The 19732-nt window shown below is 59.3% G+C and carries 19 protein-coding genes; 2 read left to right on the forward strand and 17 right to left on the reverse strand.

All coding sequences use genetic code 11. The annotated features are described in order from the left end of the window. From Tchar_RS04515 to Tchar_RS04550, 8 genes are all read right to left on the reverse strand, one after another. Nucleotides 1-329, reverse strand: a 329-nt coding sequence (locus Tchar_RS04515; protein ID WP_144327894.1) for a transposase, incomplete at its 3' end; no start/stop codon positions are given. A gap of 493 nt (nt 330-822) precedes the next feature. Beyond that, on the reverse strand, nt 823-1191 hold the full coding sequence (locus Tchar_RS04520; protein ID WP_144327895.1) for an HGGxSTG domain-containing protein: 369 nt from the start codon (nt 1189-1191) through the stop codon (nt 823-825). Further along, nucleotides 1188-1406 carry a hypothetical protein gene (locus tag Tchar_RS04525; protein WP_144327896.1) on the reverse strand — a complete coding sequence of 73 codons (219 nt, stop codon included), beginning with the start codon at nt 1404-1406 and terminating at the stop codon, nt 1188-1190. The genes Tchar_RS04520 and Tchar_RS04525 overlap by 4 nt, the downstream gene beginning before the upstream one ends. Continuing rightward, nucleotides 1403-1708, reverse strand: coding sequence for a hypothetical protein (locus tag Tchar_RS04530; RefSeq protein WP_144327897.1), 306 nt, complete (start codon nt 1706-1708; stop codon nt 1403-1405). The genes Tchar_RS04525 and Tchar_RS04530 overlap by 4 nt, the downstream gene beginning before the upstream one ends. Before the next feature lie 257 nt (nt 1709-1965). Further along, nucleotides 1966-4536 carry a DUF3987 domain-containing protein gene (locus tag Tchar_RS04535; RefSeq protein ID WP_144327898.1) on the reverse strand — a complete coding sequence of 857 codons (2571 nt, stop codon included), beginning with the start codon at nt 4534-4536 and terminating at the stop codon, nt 1966-1968. A 10-nt stretch (nt 4537-4546) separates the two neighbouring features. Further along, a complete protein-coding gene (locus Tchar_RS04540; protein ID WP_143904564.1) occupies nt 4547-4795 on the reverse strand; it encodes a helix-turn-helix transcriptional regulator in 249 nt (82 codons plus the stop codon). Between the two features lie 117 nt (nt 4796-4912). Continuing rightward, nucleotides 4913-5686, reverse strand: a complete 774-nt coding sequence (locus Tchar_RS04545; protein WP_144327899.1) for a protein kinase — start codon at nt 5684-5686, stop codon at nt 4913-4915. Nucleotides 5687-5797: 111 nt separating this feature from the next. Beyond that, nucleotides 5798-7036, reverse strand: coding sequence for a tyrosine-type recombinase/integrase (locus Tchar_RS04550; protein ID WP_144327900.1), 1239 nt, complete (start codon nt 7034-7036; stop codon nt 5798-5800). 403 nt (nt 7037-7439) lie between these two features. Between Tchar_RS04550 and traI the strand changes: the two genes are divergently transcribed. Together traI and Tchar_RS04560 are read left to right on the forward strand one after the other, a co-directional pair. Then, the gene (gene traI, locus Tchar_RS04555) at nt 7440-9278 is read left to right on the forward strand and encodes a TraI/MobA(P) family conjugative relaxase (protein ID WP_144327901.1); all 1839 of its coding nucleotides are present in this window, start codon (nt 7440-7442) and stop codon (nt 9276-9278) included. Beyond that, the gene (locus tag Tchar_RS04560) at nt 9238-9588 is read left to right on the forward strand and encodes an H-NS histone family protein (RefSeq protein ID WP_161595450.1); all 351 of its coding nucleotides are present in this window, start codon (nt 9238-9240) and stop codon (nt 9586-9588) included. Before traI ends, Tchar_RS04560 begins: the two co-directional genes overlap by 41 nt. Here Tchar_RS04560 and Tchar_RS04565 read toward each other — a convergent pair. The 9 genes from Tchar_RS04565 to Tchar_RS04600 form a co-directional block, all read right to left on the reverse strand. Continuing rightward, complete coding sequence (locus Tchar_RS04565) at nt 9546-10178, reverse strand: YiiX/YebB-like N1pC/P60 family cysteine hydrolase (protein ID WP_144327903.1); 633 nt, start codon at nt 10176-10178, stop codon at nt 9546-9548. The genes Tchar_RS04560 and Tchar_RS04565 overlap by 43 nt on opposite strands. A 330-nt stretch (nt 10179-10508) precedes the next feature. Further along, nucleotides 10509-11486 (reverse strand): P-type conjugative transfer ATPase TrbB, encoded by a 978-nt coding sequence (gene trbB, locus Tchar_RS04570; protein WP_201739302.1) that lies wholly within the window; start codon nt 11484-11486, stop codon nt 10509-10511. 3 nt (nt 11487-11489) lie between these two features. Next, a complete protein-coding gene (locus Tchar_RS04575; protein ID WP_144327904.1) occupies nt 11490-11993 on the reverse strand; it encodes a S26 family signal peptidase in 504 nt (167 codons plus the stop codon). 121 nt (nt 11994-12114) lie between these two features. Beyond that, nucleotides 12115-14073 carry a type IV secretory system conjugative DNA transfer family protein gene (locus Tchar_RS04580; RefSeq protein WP_236640229.1) on the reverse strand — a complete coding sequence of 653 codons (1959 nt, stop codon included), beginning with the start codon at nt 14071-14073 and terminating at the stop codon, nt 12115-12117. 21 nt (nt 14074-14094) lie between these two features. After that, a complete protein-coding gene (locus tag Tchar_RS04585; protein ID WP_144327905.1) occupies nt 14095-15225 on the reverse strand; it encodes an ArdC family protein in 1131 nt (376 codons plus the stop codon). 3 nt (nt 15226-15228) lie between these two features. Then, the gene (locus tag Tchar_RS13720; protein ID WP_161595451.1) at nt 15229-15369 is read right to left on the reverse strand and encodes a hypothetical protein; all 141 of its coding nucleotides are present in this window, start codon (nt 15367-15369) and stop codon (nt 15229-15231) included. Nucleotides 15370-15421: 52 nt separating this feature from the next. After that, entirely contained in the window at nt 15422-16885 is a 1464-nt protein-coding gene (locus Tchar_RS04590; protein ID WP_144327906.1) for an LPD7 domain-containing protein, read from the reverse strand. A gap of 55 nt (nt 16886-16940) precedes the next feature. Continuing rightward, on the reverse strand, nt 16941-17543 hold the full coding sequence (locus Tchar_RS04595) for a hypothetical protein (protein WP_144327907.1): 603 nt from the start codon (nt 17541-17543) through the stop codon (nt 16941-16943). Between the two features lie 122 nt (nt 17544-17665). Beyond that, on the reverse strand, nt 17666-19732 hold the full coding sequence (locus Tchar_RS04600) for a hypothetical protein (RefSeq protein WP_144327908.1): 2067 nt from the start codon (nt 19730-19732) through the stop codon (nt 17666-17668).

A 19732-nucleotide genomic window follows, 5' to 3' on the forward strand; every position in this document is an offset into this window, starting at 1 on the left:
ATGGTGCTCTCATCCGGCACCACATCCACCCCCAGGTCCAACCCAACAAACCGGGCCAGCAGCGGCGTGTCATACAGGGCTTCCTCCACCGCCGGATCCGACAGCCCAAACCACTGCTGCAGAAAGTAAATCCTCAAAAGCTTCTCGACCGCAAAGGGTGGACGACCACCCTTGGGGCCTGCCTTGGGCGCATACGGCTCGATGAGCGCAACCAGCTCTTTCCAGGGCACCACACGCTCCATCTGCTCCAAAAACTCACGCTTGCGGGTGCGCTTGGTGCGCAGCTCAAAGCCCGTATACATCGGCACCTGAAGACTCATCTGCTTCATGTCGCTATTGTCCCATCCCGGCAGTCAGGTGGGGAGGTTTTGCAGACCTTCCTCAGGGGGTCAAATCTTCGTGTCGCTTGACACCCAGACGGCGTGCGCGTCCGCAAGGCGCCGCCCGGAAACCGCGCCAATACTGGCGTTGCGGGCATGAAAAAAGGCCAACCGAGATCGGTTGGCCTTGGGGTATTGGGCTGGGGTCTACTGAATCATTGTTGCAAGTCTTTGATTTGCATGGATTTCATCAATCAGAATTTGCGAACCGTTCCCCCGTTTGTTCCCCCGGCGCGGCCTTGGTACCCCGGTTTACCCCACCAAGCTAGGGGCACCGGGAAGCCCTGCCTCCCCACTCTTACCCCAAGCCCCACCCCCTCGCGCTTGCAAACGCGCATAGTCAACCCTGCAACTTTTGCCAGCGTACCCCACCCCGCGTTTTGCCGCTTGCAGCGGTAACTTTGGCGCTAACTTCCACCGCCCCCGAAGGCATCGCCGTGCGCTACGTCTCTTTGCGTCGCTTCGCTGCGGCAGCCCGCGCCAGCGCTTCCAGCGCCCGCTGCCTGCCCTCCGGTGTCTTGGGGCCCGTGCTCATTCCACCGTGGAAGCGGCAGCGCCCGCCCGCTCCATCGCCCAGCGCGATGCAGGGCAGGCCACGGCGGTTCTTCGCCATGCACAGCCCGCAGCCGTTGCGCTGCGCCTTCTCGGCAGCATGGCGGGCCTTTTCAGGCTCCACCCCCAGCGCCACCAGCCGCTGCACCAGATCGGACGCGGCCTTGCGGGCCTGTCGCTTGGTTGCGATGGCATCCACCATCGCCTGCAATTGCAGCAGTCGTTGCGCCGCCGCTTTCGGTAGGCTGCGCTCGATCATGGGGTCACTCCGGGGGTGGCATCGTCCGGCCAGCCCCACCGCGGGGGCAGCCCGATTCGGATGCGGAAGCGGTCAATGGCCTGCATGTCCGCGTCAAACTCCGCCGGGGTCTGATGCTGGGCGCAGCAGGCGTTGGGCTGGGCCGCATCGTGGATGCCGTTGATGCAGCCCCATCGGGCATCGTAGGCGCAGCAGTTGGCGCACGTTCGTTTCATGGTTGCCGTCCTTCGGATAGGGGCGGGTTGACCGATGCAGCAAACCCCGCGCAGCGCTGCAACATCAGCACCAGATCACGCGCCAGCGCATCGCGGGCCACGTCGGCCTGTCGCCAGTTGCCGCAGCGCCAGCGGCCAGCGCCTTGCAGGTGGGCGCATTCCAGACACAGCCGCCGGTCGTCGCCTTGGCGGTCACGGGCCACCAGCGCATCGGCCAGCCGCTCGGCTTCGTCGTAGCTCGCGCCTTTGTCGGTGAACCGGGCCAGCCGCGCCATGAAGGCGTCAATCTCCGCCGTGTTCATGGCCTCAGAGTGCGGCCAGCAATAGCGGTCGGGGTCGGTTGCGGGTGCGGGGTCAGGTTGCACGGCCTCGTTTGCCGCTGTCGCTTGGGGCTTGATCGCCGCGCCGTCGCCCAGCTTGATTTTTGCGAAAGGGGCCGGGGGGTACGCTACAAAACCTACGAAACCTGCCTTTTCCTCCCCTTGCGGGGGTTTTGTAGGTTTCGTAGCGTGGGTGTCGGGGCTTTTTTGATTTTTCAGCCGTGCCAGCCAAGCGCCCATCATGCGCCCCCTTTCAGCAGCATGGGGTGGATCAGGTAGCGCTCGCTGGGTCGGCCACCGGCCGCGCCGGTGGGCACCGCCTCCCGCATCAGCCAGCCGTAATCGGCCAGCAAGTCCGCTGCTTTGCGCGCCGCATCGGGGGTGGCAAGTCCCGCCCAGTGTTTGACTGCCACCAGCCGGGGGGTGAAGGCGTCCAACAGCACGCCGTCGCCGTCTGTCAGCTTGCCCGCCTTGATCTTGTCCAGCAGCAGCCGCGCCCCGGCGGTCTCGGGGATCACCGCTGCCGCGTACAGACGTTCGGCATGGGTGCGCAGGTAGTCGCCCCAAGCCAGCGCCCGCAACAGTTCGCGCTCGTGGATCACGTTCCCGCTGTCGGGGGTGTCCACCAGAGCGAACAGCAGCGCCAGCGCCGGAATCAACTTGCGGTACTTGGCAAGGTGCGACACCAGCGCCGGGTGCAGTTCCTCGCCGCGAATCTCGGTCTCGAATGGTTCAAGCCATTCCACGAACAAGGCTTGCGCCTCAGGGCTGAAGCGCCATTCGTGGGGGTCGGTGTCGCTGGCCGGTTGCAGTTGGTTCAACCGCTCGAACACGGCCCATGCGGCCTGCTTGGCTGGGGTGTCGGGCCATTGATCCACATAGACAAATTCCCGGCTCACGTCGGGCCACACGGCCAGCCCGAAGCGTTGCAGCAGCCCATCATCGCCCGCGCCACCGGCTACGGCCTCGCGCACGTAGCTTTGCACCTTGCCGGGTTGGATGCCGCCCAGCAGGGCCAGGCACACGCGGGGAATGTAGTGGGTGCCCCGGATGATTCTGTCCACCGTGTAGCCTTGGTTGCCGTCGTAGGCTTGCAGGTAGAAGGCCCGGGCCCCTTCTTGACCCTGCCGGTCCAGGCTGCACAGCAGCCCGTGGATTTCGTCGCGGTAGCACAGCGTGCCCCACGGGTTGGATTCGAGGATTTCGCCCAGCTTTTCCACGGTGGCGTCGTTGACCACGTAGCGCCGCGCCGTGGGTTCTTCGGGCAGGTCTGCCGGTGTCAGCAGCGCCCGCGCCTTGGCCGGGTCTTTGGCAGCCATGCTCGCTGCCTGTTTCTCGTTTTGCTTGGCGGCCAGTTCCGCCACTTTGCAATCGAGCGTCCATGCGTCATGCGCTGCCTTCCACTGTTCGCGCTCGATGGCCTCCAGCCGGTGCAGGGGTTTGAGCGCCTCGCCCAGCGCCGGGGACTTCATCACCCCCGGCCTGCCGACAATCAAACCCCACAGGTTGGGCACCACACGCCAATCGTCCCGCGCCTTGGGTGAAACCACGGCGCGCGCCCCGATCAGGCTGGACAATGCCACCAGCGCCCCCACCGCCGGGAAGTCCGGCGGGCATTGCATCCGGAGGGCAATGTCGGCCACCCAGCCGCGCAGGGCTTGGGGCAGCAGTTCCTCATCGAACAGGGCCACCGGCGGCAAGGCGTCGGGCAAGGGTACGGGATCGGGCCAGGAATCACCCCCGTACGCATCGCGCAAAGCCAGGGACGCCACGGGTTGGGCAGCATCAATGCAGGCTCGCACCGCCTCCAACCCGGCCAGCTTGTGCAGGTCGTTGAAGTCGGTGGCCTTGTCGGGCCGCCCCTCAGGAAAGACGGGTACCGCCAGCCAGCCGCCCGCCGCACGCGCCGCCGCCGTGGCCTTGCTCATGCCGGGATTGCCATCGGTGCGCCAATCGTCATCGGCGGCCACGATCAGCCGCGCATCGGGGTACTTGGATCGCAGGGCAAGTGCCACCGCTTCCAGATTGCCCGCGTTGAAGGCCACGGCCACGGCGCACCCGGTGGCCTCATGGATGCTGGCTCCCGTGGCGTAGCCTTCGCACACGATCAGCACGCCTTCAGGCTTGCCGATGGCGTGATAACAGCCCTTGACCCGCCCGCCGGGTTGAAACCGTTTGCCGCCCTCGGGGTCGATCACTTGCAGACTGTGCAGGGTGCCCGCCGTGTCCCGCATGGGGATCAGCATCGCCTCGCCTTCCAGCCTCACGCCGTGGGCCTGCACGCCCTTGGCGCTCAGGTAGGGATGTTCTTCGGTGGCCGGGGCTGCTGCCCGCCAGCGTCGGGCCGCCACCTGTGCGGCTTGCTGCTGGCGCTGCGCCGTGTCTGCATCGCGTTGCTGGCGCATGGCTTGCAGCTTGCGCCGGTGGGCTTCGCGCTCCGCCGGTGTCATGGCTTGCCGGGTCTTGCTGCACCATTGGCGCGTGAAGCCTTCGCGCCAGCAGCCGAAAGCGCCAGCCGGTACGCCGTCCAGGTGCAGCACGTACCAGCCCGCATCGTCGCCACGCCTGCCGTCGCTGGAAAAGCGGTGCAGCTTGCCATCGGGGATGATGTCATCCGGTGGCGTCAGGCCAGCGGCCAGGATGGCGGCCCGGAATTGTTTGGTGGGGTCTGCTGGGTGCAGGGCCAGCCCATGATCAAAGGCTTTGCCCGGTTGCTTCGCCGTGGGAAAATGCAAACCGTTGATCGCCCGGCCTGCCGTGGGGTTGCCGCCCCCGGCGGGCTTTTCTTCAAGGGTGGGGTTGATCGCCATTGCCCCCCCCTCATACCGCCTGCAACAGTTCGGCCCGCTTGCTGTGCAGCCGCTTCACCAGTTCGCGGATTTCGTCGTCGGTTTTGCCCGCGATTCGCGCCGCGCACAATGCCCGCACCTCGTCATCCGGCCAGCCCACGGACCGCTGTCCAATGGGCACAGGCTTTGTCCAAAGCCCGGCGCGGATCAGGTTGTAAATGGATGCGTTGCTGCGGTAGCCCGCTTCCGCCTTGCAGGTGTCGATTCGCCAAATTGCCATATGTGCCCATCGTTAACCGGCTTTGGTCGCCGTTGTTGCGATGGGTCACACTGTCCTGGTTTCAGCGCCTCACGGCATCCTAGCTAGGGCGCAGGCCATCCTAGCTAGGGCACTCGATCACGTCGCCTTGATGCTGCGCCGCGCATCGGCAAACTTTTGTTCAAGGGTGGAGCTTGCAATGCCAGGTTTTCCTTCGTGGTGGGCCAGCAATGCGGAAATGATTGCGGCTTGAGAATCGTAAACCGACCCCCTTTGCCCGCCGGGTGTGGTGCCCAGCATCAAATCCAGCAGCCCGCCAATGATGTTCAGGTAGGTGGCTTCCGCTCTTGGGCCAACCTGCGCCTGCTTTTCCACCATTGCCCGCAGGGAATCGCGCTCGCCCCGCAGCGCCTCCATCTCTCGCAGTTGCGAATCCGCCCACTCTCTGGCTCTTTTCAATTCCGCGCGTGCGGCATCCCGATCCGCCTGCAAGGCCCGGAATGCGTCGGCATTGATCGCCGCATGGGTTTTGCGCTCGACTTCATCAAACAGGAAAGGGGGCTTGTCAGACGGAAATTCTCTGGCTATCCACTCTTTCAGGTTTTGGCGGGTAACGTGTCTCCGCTCGGGAGCGACATGGTTGGTTCTGCCATCAAAAGGTTCCCCGTTTTCACGGCATACAAGCAACGCTCCCTTTTCAATCGCTTCGTGTATTGCTCGGCATCGCGGCTCAAGGCATGGGATATATGGGTGCCGATACACAGCGCGATGCACTTGGGTTGATGCGTTCAAGTATTCCTGAACTTCACCCGGCGGAATGCGGCACCAAAGCGCCGCCGCCACTGGAACCGGATAGCGGGTGTAGTAGGACTGGACTTGCTCGCAGCTATCATCTTCCCAAGGCTTTTTCATTGCGCCCCTTTCACGCAACCCCCTTGCATCAGATGCCAACGCCAGCCGGGTCAGGGTATCCCGGTTTTCGCCCTCGGGGATCAGCCGGGGGCTAGGCGTGGCGTCAAACCATCAAGCCCGCTTCAACTCGATTACATCCGCCCCGGCGGCCAGCTTGTCCAGGTAGTCGGCCCACCGCTGCATCATGTCCCGCCGTTGCTTCAGGTAGGTCGTTCGGTTGTAGGCCCGCCCGTTGGCATCGCGCACCGCGTGGGCCAGTTGCGCCTCGATCAGCAGCGGGTCAAATTCCAGCCGTTCGGCCAGCATCGTTCGCGCCGTGGCTCGGAACCCGTGCCAGGTCTGAATGTCGGGGGTGTAGCCCATCGCTATCAGGGCAACCCGCACGCTGTTTTCCGATATGGGCCGGTCACGCTGGCGCTCGCCGGGGAACACCAGCCCGGTGGATTCGGTGTAGGGCTTGAGGATTTCCAGGATGCGCACCGCCTGGGTGGGCAGGGGCACCAAATGCGGGTCGCCGTGCTCTTTGCCGTCCTTGCGCCGTTTCATTCTGGCCGCCGGAATCGTCCACATGGCGTTTTCCAGGTCGATTTCCTCCCAGCGTGCCGCCCGTAGCTCGCCGGGGCGCTGGAACAGCATCGGGGCCAGTTGCAGCGCGGCCCGCACCACAGGCCCGCCCTTGTAGCCCTTGATCGCCCGCAGCAGTTCACCCAGCCGCACCGGGTCTGTGATCGCGGCAAAGTGCTTGCCTCGATAGGGCGACAAGGCCCCCTTCAGGTCAACCGTAATGTCCCGGTTCACGCGGCCCGTGGCAACCCCATAGCGCCACACCTGACGCGCCAGCATCAGCCCCCGGTCGGCGGTTTCGATGGCCCCTCGTTCCTCGACCTTGCGCAGCGCTGCCAGCAGTTCCACCGGCTCAATGTCGGCCAGCCGTCGTTCCCCCAGCCAGGGGAACAGATCGCGCTCAAGCTGGCGCTTGGCTCGTACCGCGTGGGCTTCGCTCCAATGGGGTTCCTGTTTCTCGAACCATTCCAGGGCCACCACTTTGAAGGTATCCCCCGCCGGGTTCACGGCCTTGAGCTTTTCCACCTTCTTGGCTTGTATGGGGTCGATCCCCTGGGCCTTTTGCAGCTTCGCCGCGTCCCGTGCCCGCCGCGCAGCGGTCAGGCTCACCGCGGGGTAACTGCCCAGCGCCAGCCGGTATTCCTTGCCCGCGCTGCGGTACTTGAGAAACCAGCGCTTTGACCCCGCCGGGGACACTTCCAGGTAAAGCCCGCCGGAATCGGCCAGCCGTGCGCGTGGCTTACCGGGGGGACAAACAGCGTTTTTGCATTGGGCATCGGTCAACATGGGGGCACCTTTTCAACCCTGTTCCCCCGTTTGCTAGGGGCCTTGTTCCCCCACCCTGGGGGATTTTGTTCCCCCATGCGGGGGAAAAACCGGGTTTGTTCCCCCGTATGTTCCCCCGCCTCGCTCTGGCTGTCAATGGCTTTTCTTGTTCACGCCTGCACAGCAAGCCCTTGATTTCCCAATGAAAAAGGCCGCTAGGTGGTCATTCCTAGCGGCCTTTAAACAGGGTGTTGGTGGAGCTGGGGGCCGTCTTATATCGATATTAAGTAATTGTTTTTTCTAGGCTTTACGAAGCCCCCAATAAGCCGTACCCACTGCCATACCCTGATAGAAACTTTCAAACCAAAATCGGCTCCCGTAAGCGTCGTCTTATTGATTCTTTCTTCCCCCGCCTCCGGGGGGTATGCTCGCAAAAGTCATCGCACAAAAGAAGCGCTATCGTAGCGCACGCGCTGTCGTCGACTACATCGCGTCGCCCGACGAAGAGCGCACCGCCGAGTTACTTGACGGCGCGCCGGAAGACGCCCGCGCGCTCATTGCGTATGCCGCGCGCGAAGGCGTAAGCACGGCCGGCGTGAGCAACACGCTTGCCCGCGCAGGCTTGATTGACCCGCTCGCACAGCAGCGACTGATTGCCCGCTTTTTCGACGAGATCGTCCAACGCGTGCGCGAGCGGGGCGTAGCAGCAGACCAGCCGCTATACCACGTCGTCGTCGCGTGGCAGCCCGGGGAGATCCCGACCGAGCAGCAAGCGCACGATGCCGCACGGCACACGCTCAAGCGTCTTGGCATGCAGCGCACCGCCGCGTGTTGGGTGCTGCATCGCGACAAAGCGCATCATCACTTGCACATTGTCGCCATCAAGTACGACGCGACGACACTTGAGTGCCTGGGGCCGCCGAAGCGCGACTATCTGATTCTCGACCGCACCATGCGCGAGATTGAACTCGCGCAGGGGTGGAAACACTCGCCCGGCCCGCACGTCGTCCGAGACGGGCGCATCGTTCGCGCGACACGCGAGCGCATCGAGCGCGCCGCGGGGCCCGAGGCGAGCGTCGAAAAGGCAAGAGGACTGCCGGGCATCGTCGACTTCTGCCGCACGACCGGCATTGACAAAGCGCTCGTGAACGCGCAAAGCTGGTCCGAGCTGCACACCATCGCCGGCAAGGCCGGCCTCGTCATCGAGCCGCACAAAGGCGGGCTTGTGTTCAAAGCGGGCGGGATCGACGGCGCGTGGGCAGTGAAAGCAAGTGCAGTGCATCAGCAGCTTTCGCTAAAACAACTCGAATCGCGCCTGGGCACGTTCGAGCCCGCCCCCTCTTCCTTGCCTGCCGCTCCCGTCCCAGCGGTTCGCTGCACATTCGCATCGTTTCAAGCCGCCGCCGCCCGCGGCGAAGAGTGGGCCGCGCGGGAGCAACCCGCGCACGCGACGAAGCGAGATCCCGTAGCCCGCGCCGCCGCGCGTGAAGCACGCGCCGCCGCGCGACGGGAACTCTTCGAGCGCTTTCGCGAGCACAAAAAATCCGCCCCAGCCGGGCGGCGAGAAGCGATCGCGCGGGCAAAAGCGCGTCACGCGCAAGAGCGCGCCGACCTCATTGCCGCCGGTGATGTCCCGCCGCAGGCGTTGCAGCTGCTCAGAACGAAGCAGCGGGCAGAGATCGACGCGATCAAAGCGCAATTTAGCGGGCGCTGGCGCGATTTTCTCGAGATGCAAGCGCGCGCGGGCGACGAAGCGGCAATTGCCGCATTGCGGGGCATTCGCTACCGTGAGCGCAGAAAGCTCAAAAGCGCTGAGAAAGATCAAGAGCCAGGGTTCGACGGTGAAAACCTCGGCCCGGACAAGCCGCCAGCGCAAGCCGTCGGCGGCATAGAGGGCGATGAGCGGACATTCACGCTTGCAACTGCGACGATTCAAGTGAGTCGCGACAACACAGAAGTGTTGCTTTTTGACAACGATGGTGCGCTTCGCGTGAAAGACGCAGGTCAACGCGTAACGCTCGCAAGCGAGTTCGACGACGAAGCGATGATTGTGGCGCTCGACATCGCAGCCGACCGTTTCGGCGGGGAGGTGTTCATCACGGGCGACAGAGACTTTCGCGAGCGAGCAGCAAAACTTTGTCGTGAGCGGGGAATTCGCGTTGCGAATCTTGATCTAATCGAATACAATGAGCCCGCACAACAGCATGAAAGGAGTCATGAACATGGACGCACTGGCACAAGAGGTCTTGATATCGAGCGCTGAAGTCACTTCCGCGCGGGAGCTTGAAGAGAAAGCCCGCGCGCTCTTGCGTGAAGCCGAGGCCCTGCGCAAACGCGAGCGCGAAGAGAAGATTCTCGAAATCGTCGAGATCATGAAGGCGTGGGACATCACGTCTGACGAAATCGCGAAAATTGCGACGAAGCGCAAGACGCGTTTCCGCGCGAAAGGCGAACCTCGGTTCCGCGACCCGGTGACGGGAAAAACCTGGACTGGCATGGGCCGCCAGCCTGAGTGGCTAAAAGCCGCGCTTCAATCGGGCCGCTCTATCGACGAGTTTCGCATCGCAGACTGAAAGCCGGCGGCGAGCAAGTCGAGGAACAGCGTGTCGGGGTGAATCACCGGCTCATCAAAAAACGGCACGCGCAACAAGCGGGGGTCAACCAAGACCCCCGTTTTTTTGAGCGCGCACGCGACGAGTTCGGTGCAGTAGAGCGCGTCGGATTCGCTCAAGCGCAGATCATCATCAAACGGCGCACCGAGCATCGACGCCGCGGCATTCGCGATTGCCAACGCGCGGGCCGAGGGCGGGGGCAAGAGGAAAGCGACATCACGCGACTCAGCGACGAATTCATCAATCGTCGAGACGTGCACGCCGACACGCGGCAGCGCGTGAATGACGTGACGGCCCGTGGCCGCAACAATGCCGGCATGCGAGTATTTTCGCTGGGCGGGCGGCAACGGCGAATGCACGACAATCGCGCGGGTAACGGCATCGGGCAGGCCCAAGCGGAAAGCGATAGAACCCACTCGAATTTCAGAGTGCGCCTGTGCCCGCGCGCGGCGCGGCAAATCCGCCGTCAGTGCTACGGCGACGGCTTTAAAAAACCAACGGCGCGTTCGCTTCATTTGAAATTCAAAAAGTGTTGCCGCAGCGTATAACACCTGCCTCTCCTTTTCGGGAGGCAGGGGATGGGTTTAGAAAGCAAGAAGGGGGTTTCATTGCCTCTTGAGGTATTGACATCGTGATCGGCGGGCTTATAATTTAATTGTCGTCACGAGGACGGCGATACTTGTCAACTCAACAGCGCATGGAAGGAGTTAGCCATGTTCGACACCATCATCGAGTTTCTGATGTCTGAAATTGACGACATCGTCGCCAAAACCATCATTTACGCCGGTTCGCCTCTTCTCGCGTGGATCGCCTTCAAAATATTCGGCTAAACGCTAAGCGAATCCGCAGCCGCTTCGCTCCGTGCGAAGCGGTTTTTCTCGTTAAAGCACACTCTCAACAACAAATCCCACGTCCGCCCGGTGTTCGATCACGCGCACGATTTCATCAATGCGCCGACCGCCCGCTTCGCGCTTGATTGACACAACGACATCAACCGCTTCAGCAATCAATTCCGGCACCGGCAGCACCCCGGCTTCCTGAATCAATTGCCCGAGTCGCACCAGCGCCGCCCGCGCATCATTCGCGTGCACCGTGCCGAGCCCGCCCGGGTGACCGGTGTTCCAGGCTTTCAAAAGTGCCAATGCGCTTTTGTCGCGCACCTCCCCGACGACAATGCGATCGGGGCGCAGGCGCATTGTAGCGCGAAGCAAATGCGTCTGATCAACGCCGTCAGACGTTCGCAAAAAAACCACATTTTTCGCAGCGCACTGCAACTCAAGCGTGTCTTCAATGATCACGATGCGCGAGTGCGGATCGATTTCAGACATCGCAGCAAGCATTGCGTTAGCAAATGTCGTCTTGCCCGTGCCGGTGCCGCCGCAGATCAGGATGTTTTTTCGCTCAGCGACCGCGTTTTCGAGAAACGCCTTGCCAGCCGGCGAGAGAATGCCCTTCTCGACATAGTCGGATAGCGTAAAAATCAATTCCGCCTTCTTTCGAATCGCAAAAACGGGTGATGCAACCACAGGCGGAATCAGCGCTTCCAGCCGCGCGCCGCCAAACACGGATTCGCCGTTGGGCAACTCACACTCGAGAATCGGTTTGTCTGCATTGACAACCGTCCCGACAAGCGCAGCCGCCGCTTGAATCGCACCCATCGCCTGCACCGGCGACATATCCTGCAGTACAGTCATTTCCGGCTCGCCTGCGCGCTCAATCCAGACGCGACCGTCGGTATTGAGCATGATTTCAATGACGCGCTTGTCACGAAAGCATGCGAGTATCTTATCGCCGAACGCGCGGGACAGCGATTCGAGTTGTCGAGCGCGGACCTCGCGCTCACGCAGACCGAGTTCCATTTTTCAAACCCCGCCGTCTTTCGCATCGAATTCAGCGCCGACCAAGCCGAAATACCTGGAATCAACAGAATGCACATGATCGCCGATCACGACAACCTGATCGACATCGACGAAAATATTTTGCCCCCAACCAGGATGCGGCAATTTCGGATCATGATGCGGCGCGGAGTAGAATTTCGGCTCACCGCCATCGCCGGGAATGACGCGGATTTCCGTTGGCGTAAACATTACAATGTCACCCTTCGCCGCAATCACGCGTTTCACAAGCGGAATTGTCCCATCGGGGCACTTGCCCCCGCGTGGGATATTGCCGATATGCAACGGACGGCAAAATGCGACATAATCGCCGCGACCGGCTTCAGAAACCGGCTTGACTTTAACAAATCGCTCGTTGATTGACGGCGTCACTGCCACGTGAATATCTGCCGCGCGAAGCACAAACGGGACTGCAACGGTTGCAGCGGTCAGCAGCGCAACAGTGAGCGTGTGTTTTTTAGAGAAAGTCATGCGCGCACTCCCTTATGGGACGAAAAAGAAAGAACACTCATGTCATGTAGAGGACGTGGAAGAAATATCCTCGCCCAATCCTGCCCCCCCCTTTTTTGCTTTCCTCTTCCCTCCCCGCTACTCAAACCGCCGGCCCCATCCGCTGCCGCGCGGACAAAATCGGGTCTTCATAGTATTTGATCTTTTTGCCGTAGATTGGTTTAAACCCTGCCACAAATACCAATTCATCATCCGGCGGCAGCCGCATGCACTCGTCCGCTGTCAGCAGCGCGCGTTGCGTCAACTGCTCGTTTGTAGACACGTTGTTGAGCAGCAACGATAGCCGCGAACCGCTATAGTTACGCTGCTCGTATTTGACCGTCGTTTGCCCGGTCATTTTAGAAAGCAGCTCAGCGGTCTCCACTTTATTCGGCGCGTAAGCAATTCGAATGTGACAGTTCGACACAATCGACTCGTCTTTCGTGTATGCTTTTTGCAACTGCGACAAGTCTTGCGCGATTAGCAGCGCTTTCAATCCGTAGCCCGCGATGAACGCAAGCGCCTCTTCAAAAACATCGAGCTTGCCCAGCGCCGGGAATTCATCAATGAGCAACAACAGCCGGTGTTTATAGCGCGTCTTCGATGCACCGCCCGGCTCAAATTCCATCGATTCCGTCAGCCGCCGCACGACCTGATTAATGATGAGCCGGATCAGCGGTTTCAGCCGATCTTTATCCGACGGCGGCACGACGAGATACAACGACGACGGCTGCTGCATCAGCGATTCAATTGTGAAATCGCTCGAATCTGTGTTTTCCGCGACAATCGGGTCGCGGTAGAGAGCGAGAAACGAAAGCGCCGTGGACAGCACACCCGACGCCTCGTTCGGCGCCTTGTTGAGATACGATTGCGCCGCCTGCGCCGCGGTTTGCCAGCCGATGCGCTCGAATTCGCGCAATTGTCCGGCCTGCGCCAGGGCCTCGAACCCTGAATCCCGAATAAATTCCATCACCGCCCGCACGCCGGTTTCCGGCTCTTCCGCGTTCTTTTTCTTTGCCGCCTCTTCCGCGAGTTCACGAATGATGCCGCCGTCCGACAGAATCGCCTGAACTGTAGAAAGCGAACGCTTTGCGTTGGGGATGGCAGGACAAAGCAAGACGAAGAGGATTACCCCGGTGAGCAAATCAAACCCCGTCTTGGCCCAGTGATCATTAAGCCCCTTTCCGTCTGGATCAACAATCATCGTGGCGATGTTCTGAACGTCTTTGACGATGTTCCCATCGCGCCGAATCTCTTCCAGCGGATTGAATTTCACCGACCCGACTTCTGACGGCGCAAAACGCAAGCAGCGCTGTTTCAGCACTTTTTGCCGAAATCCGCTGGTCAGCGCAAAGTTTTCGCCTTTAATATCATGCACCAGCACGGATTCCGACCACGACAGCAACGTCGGCACGACAATCCCAACGCCCTTCCCCGAGCGGGTTGGCGCAAATACGAGAATGTGCTCGGGGCCGGCATGACGCAGATAAATGCGTTGCGTCGTCTCAAAGAGAAGCGCTTTCGCTTGCGTGAATTCCCCTGCGCTCAGCTTCTTCGTCGCTGCGCCCAAGCGCTTGCGCAGCGGCACGGGCAGATCGACGGCGCCCAGCAGACAGCCGCCGCGGTTTTTATCCGACGGCAGCAGGCCAGACGCTTGAATGTCCTCTTGCGTTGCCCAACCTGCCGAGCCGTGAAGATGGTTTTCCTGGTCTTTCAGCCGCCGCGTTCGGTGTACGACCAGCGCAACCGCCGCGATCAATCCTGCGCCGGACGTACCGACAGCGATCAAAATCGCATTCGAGAGCACATCCCGCGTGTCGGCGGGGATGTCGGGCCGCCACCACTTGAATATCCACCCGACAATTGCGAGCGGCGAATACAAATTGCCCGCGATCGGTTCACCCAAAACTGCGTCGTATCCGAATTTGCGAGCGACAAATTGTGTGGCGAGAATCAAACCGATGACGGCAATGGCTAGCCACACCAGCGCTGCCATCCACCAAATTTTCGCCAAGTCGCCTTTTGAATTCGGAATCGTGTAGATTGCATTTTGTTGACTCATCGCGCGCTCCCCGTCTTGCAATCAAGCAATTTCCAACTCTTGCCCCTTGTTTTTTGCTTTTGTCTCACGGGCCTTTTCGATTTCAATCCCACGCCCGCGATCTAACAGGTAGTCCGTCGCCTTTTCCGCGTCCCGGGCCGCTTCGAACAAAACGTGTTTCCCGTTTTGACCTTTGAGTGCTTTCAACCACGAATCGATATACGACGCATGCGAATCGTCAAGCCGCTCAATGCCGGTTTCCGCCGCCATGAACGCGCTTGTCAGTTCAGCAACGAGTTCCTCTTTTGCGTAAATTTCAGAGCCAAAAGGCGCGATCTTCGTAATGCCTTCGCGGGCAAGTCGCTTTTCGTGTCCGGTTGCATGCCCAAGCTCATGCAACAGCGTCGAACGATACTCTGCCACGCTATGAAACTGTTCCGGGCGCGGCATCGTGATTCGGTCGGCGAGCGGCGTGTAAAACGCACGATCCTGCGGCTCATGTTTGACAACAAGACCCGTTTTTTCTATGCCGGCCACGATCTTGGAAAGCGTCTCATCAAGCCCGATTTCTGTGCGCTGTGGCTTCTCAATCGGGTTTTGTTCGAGCCATTTTTCGAGTCCGCGGCACTGCTCTACGTTGAACACAACAGCATATTTCGCAAACAGCAGATTGAGCGACCGTTCCGCCGCGCCCCACGAAATCACTTGGCCCGCCGGACCCTGGACAAACAGCGACTGCGTGTGCACATCGCGTCGGTCGTCGCCAACGGTTGCGATTTTTAGCTGCGGATCGACTGCGTGCACTTTGACTTTCTCGCCGCAAAGCAGCACATCAACGTCGCGCCGCTTCCAAAACGGCAGTTCGTCCCAATACTCGACTGGGAGGCCTTTTTCACCCTTGCGCGGGCCAGCATCGAGTTTTTGCAATTGATTGAAAGTCATGAAGCGCGGATCGGACCAGCCCTTTTCCTGCATCATCGTCATCAAATACAGCCGATTTCCCCCGCGGTAAGCTCTGCCGGTTTCGCCGTTGCGCGGCAGCAACAACGCATCTTTTGCTTGTTCAGCAGACGACCAGCCGCGACGCCATGGCATCACCCCGGCTTCGAGCTTTTTCACGATTGCGTCAGTGACTTCTTGACGCACGTCACGCGCTTGCTTTTCTTTTTCCATGACTCAGCCCTCCGCGGTGCACGGATCATCCGAAGCGGCATCATCGAGAATACCCGCGATGTCAGCGTGTTCAGATTCCACCGCCTCGATTGAAACGAGCTTGCCGTCGATTTCGACGACAAAAACATGCAGAAACGAGTTCATTGCACAACTCCTTTCACGAGAAAAGCCCGCATCGCGCGGGCCGCCGGTTGCGTTACATGCCGATCCCGAGATCGACTTCTTTCTTCTTTGCACGCGGCTTCGGCGCGTCGACGGTAAGCTCTTCGCTCTTCACTTCCTGCTGCTTTTCGTCTTGCTGTTGCGCGCTTTTCTCTTCCGCTTTCTCAATCTGCTCCTGCGCCTCCGCACGCTCCTGCACCGGGGCGCGCTTGCGACCGCCGCGCAGTTCGCCAGCCGCTTCGCGCACAAACTCATGCGACGTCTTGAGATCAGCGCCGGGCGCGAAAATCTGCTTCAGCTTCGCGTCTTCGCGCGAGCGCAGCACGTGATCGTCGCGCAGCAGCACGACATCGACGCCCGCGGGTTTGAGCGTGCCGTCTTCACTAATCATTTCTCGTTCAACCAGCACCCGCCGCGCGTTGTCAGACAACTTCAGACCACCGTCGGGCTTGCTCAAATCGGCTTTTTGCAATTCGTCCATCACGGCTTTGTCGAGCGAGCGCCAGTTTTCGAACGCCTTTTCCATCCGGTCAGCCGGCATTTTGACCGCGACGAAACCGTCGCGAACGCCGAGGGCTTCAAACGTCAGACCGTGCTTTTCAATATCGTCGCCCCATGCCAGCGCTGTTTCAGGCGCAATACGCAGCAATTGTTCGCCGCGGTAGCGATTGATTTCCGGCTGCCGCTCGTCGCCCTCGATGCCACGCGCAACTGACGGCGCAACCGATTTAGACAGTTGCGGGTTCTTTTCTGCGCCGCGCGCCCACGCCATCAGCACTTCGGGTTCCGTGTTGCGCAGTTTGAGCCCGAGCTTGCCCGCGATTTCCGCAGCACGCGTTTTAAAAGCCGTGTCGCCGGTGAGCAAAAGGCCCTTTTCGGGATCGAACTTTTGTGCCGCGACTTTAAGTGCCGCTTCGATATCGCGATCATCGAGTTTGAACACATCCAGCCGAGGCCCTGCGTCACGAAACACGGTCTGCATCCCACGCTTGAATGCGACGCCTTTTTCCTCTTCAATAGCGGTCAAGTCAGACAAGACGCGCTCCGGCGGAGGTGACTTCAGAAAACCGTCAACCGCTAAATCGTGATCGACTTTGTCTGCTTCTTCGAGAAGCGACATCAGCACCGGGTCGCCGGGGGTTTCGTCCAGTTCTTGCTTGACAAAATCGCGCCAGCGCATCGGCTTTTCCAGCGATTCGTCCAGCTTGCGCGCTGCGGCATCTTTCTCAGCAGTCAACGACTCGAATTCGACAGCGATTTCAAGCGCCACCCGCGCACGCGCAGCGGTCTCTGAAATTCCGCGATCTTGCAGCGCTTTCATACGATCATAGCGATTCTGATCAGACTCTATGATGAAATTCATCATTCGGTCCGACCACTCTTTCTCGAACTCGGCGATCTTGCCGTTGCGCAGTTCGCGCACCGGCGCAGCAATCTTCTCATAGCGCTGAAATACCGCAACGCGGCGTTCTTGTTCGGGGGTGAGCAAAGTTTCCATTTTTGCGCTCCGTGTTGATAGCCCCACCAGAAGGCGGGGCTCCAGTATTCAGCGGTTAAAATGAAATTTCCAGCGGAAACGAAATTGTCCCGCTTACCGTCGGCCAGAGTGATGGGCTTGTACCAGGAATAACCGCTTTAATGCAGGCGCTAAAGTTTTCAAGATACCCGGTGCCCGTTACACTTTCATTTAACGGAGTCGCGCAATCCCCTTTGGTAATATCAAAATAAATATGTTGACTACCGGGAATGTCTGTCCCATTTCCGGAAATGTAGTACTTGTTCACGCCTGTGTTATATCCGCGGGCTGTCTTTGTCGCCAAAGCGCCGCCCGTCAAAAAAAGAGACGAATTTTGTGCGACACGAAGCGTGCCGGATATTCCAGCGGCGCAGCCGGCACGAAAGTCAATCGTTTGTTGCGCAAGCACAATCGAATTGCCCAAGCCGGGTATGTTTTCAATAACATTCGACGAACCCGCTGGATTCAAGCTCAACGAGAATGCGCCGTTTTTAATCATACAGCCGCCGGTAATCGAGATTGAGCCGTCCAGCGTTCCGCTAGCCGAACCGGCGTGCGCAGCCGGGGCCAGCAGCGAAAGGGCGCCGGCAACAGCCACGGCAGCAGCCGAAATCTTCTTCGAAAGAATCTTCGTGTTCATAAAAGGATGCTCCACAGGGTTGGGTTAGACACATTGCTACGCCGTCGTGCACACCGACACGCGACCTCGCATAGCATAGAGCCGCCGGAAGAAATAAAAGCACCTCAAGGTCTCACATAAGTTCAGGGCGTGTCATCAAACATCGACTCGACTTCCCTCGCGTCAATGCCGTCAACATGAACTTTCACAATAGCCTCCTTCTCACACGATGAGGCGCTCTTACAGAGAAAAATTCTTTTTTCACGCGTTCCGTCAACAGAAACATTCGAATCATCGCTAAAAGACACGTCAATGAACTCTGTCGCGCTGGACACCGGCAACACCGTGACACCGGATTTACCGACGGCATGATAAATTGCAGAGCCTTGCGTCTTAAAAGAAAGGCCAGGCGGGCCATAAACAACAAGCAGCTTATCTTTTGCGGATGAAGATACAGAATGATTCGCAAAACCGAAAGAGGCTTGCCCTTCAGTTTTTAGAAAAAACGCAGACCCGTATAAAGTCAAATTGCCGCGACCGGATGGTAGGCTTCCGCTGCCAACAAGCGAAAACTGACCAAAATCAAAAAGACCCCAAACGCTTTGGCTATCCTTTCGCGACACGCCGGTAAAAGAAAATCGACGGTCACCGATAGAGCCGGAAGCGGTTACGCCGGCCACAATATCGGTAAAAGATCCTTGCTGATATCTTATTGATCGAGCTTGCGTAAACGCATGACCGGTTAGCCGCCCATTATCTCCGATTCGGCCAGAAAACGGAATGACCGCGGACAAGAAGACAAAATTCTCGGGGCGTCTGGCTGTGTTGCGGTCTACAACACCCAAAGATATCCGAATAGAGGCTTGCTTTAACTGAAAGCTTGCGCCAATTTCAAAACGATTTTCCCTGATAGCGCTCGCCGCAAACCGAGCCTCTTGCATCGCAAAGGATGCATAATAGTCCTTGTAACCCGCGAAAACCGTGGCCCGATTGTTTAAGCGAGAAAAGTCCGCTTGAGCATTTAAGTAGAGATCCCCGTAACGAAAGCCACTAAAGCCACCAAAAGACGGATCTTTCCAATTCGGCGCGGAGAATCTCAGGCCCGCAAAAACGGGGAAGCCACCCAAGCCGTGACCGCTAAAAGTTTTGGAAAGACCAAAAAAGACCCCACGAGTGCCAACATGCCCGATTAAACGTGCACTCGAGTCTTGGGATTCGTAAAACTTGCCAGAAATCGCAAAAAATGGCTTTCGCTCTGACCGAGCGTTAAAAAACGAGGAAGACTGCACTTGAATCCCGCCAACAACATTCAGATCGAACCGGGTGGGGAGGCGGGAAAGCAAGGTCGAACCGTCGGGCGCAGCGATTCGGCTTCCAACAGAAAACAACTGTCGGCGCAGCCGCGCAACCTCGTCAGCATCAATGAGCAGCATTCTTTGCGTGTCGGTTTTGATAATCGATTTTCGATGAGACAAGCCAGTCGGCGAGACACTCTCCAGATAAAACTCCCCCGGGGGGACAAGAACAGAGCGGGCATCATTGCCCAGCGACAGCAGGCCGCCGTAATTTGAATTTGGTGCACGCTCAAAAAGCGATTCGCTAAGCGGAATAGATAGACCCAAAACCGCGCCGGCCACATCATTAAACAGGCCGGACCTCCAGCCCGTCGGCGAAACAATGTAGGCTTCACCGAGATTTAGAGTTTTGCCGGTTTTATAACCCAGTCCATTATCAGTAAATGAAACAGACACAAAGCCACGGTAACCCGCGCCATTTAGTGCGGAAGCATTAACGAAAAAGTCGCCGTCATTTCTAACACCAAACCGGGCGTGGACCGCCATCGCGTCTGGAACGCTTACGGCATGCAGAATGTCCACATTCGGCAAACGGTAACGAAAATCCAAATGCTTGCTTAAAACAAGATTTTCTTTTTCCAGCGCTGTAGGCGTCAAATTAACCACGGAATCATGCTTTTTCGCGGTCACATAAACAACGTCTTCTTTTATTTCGCACCTCGATTTAACTTCGTCAGACAACCCGCCAACCCGTGATAGCAAATGGTCTTCGGCGGAATCCCCAATCCACGCCTCGTCAGAAAAGCGACGATCACCGCATGTAACATCCGATACGTTAAAATCGTCAGTCGCAAAGACGGGCGAGCCACAGGCGCAAGCAACAAAAAGAACAAAGAACCGGAGTTCGCTGATCAT

It is taken from the genome of Tepidimonas charontis (genome assembly GCF_007556685.1).
GTDB lineage: Bacteria > Pseudomonadota > Gammaproteobacteria > Burkholderiales > Burkholderiaceae_C > Tepidimonas > Tepidimonas charontis.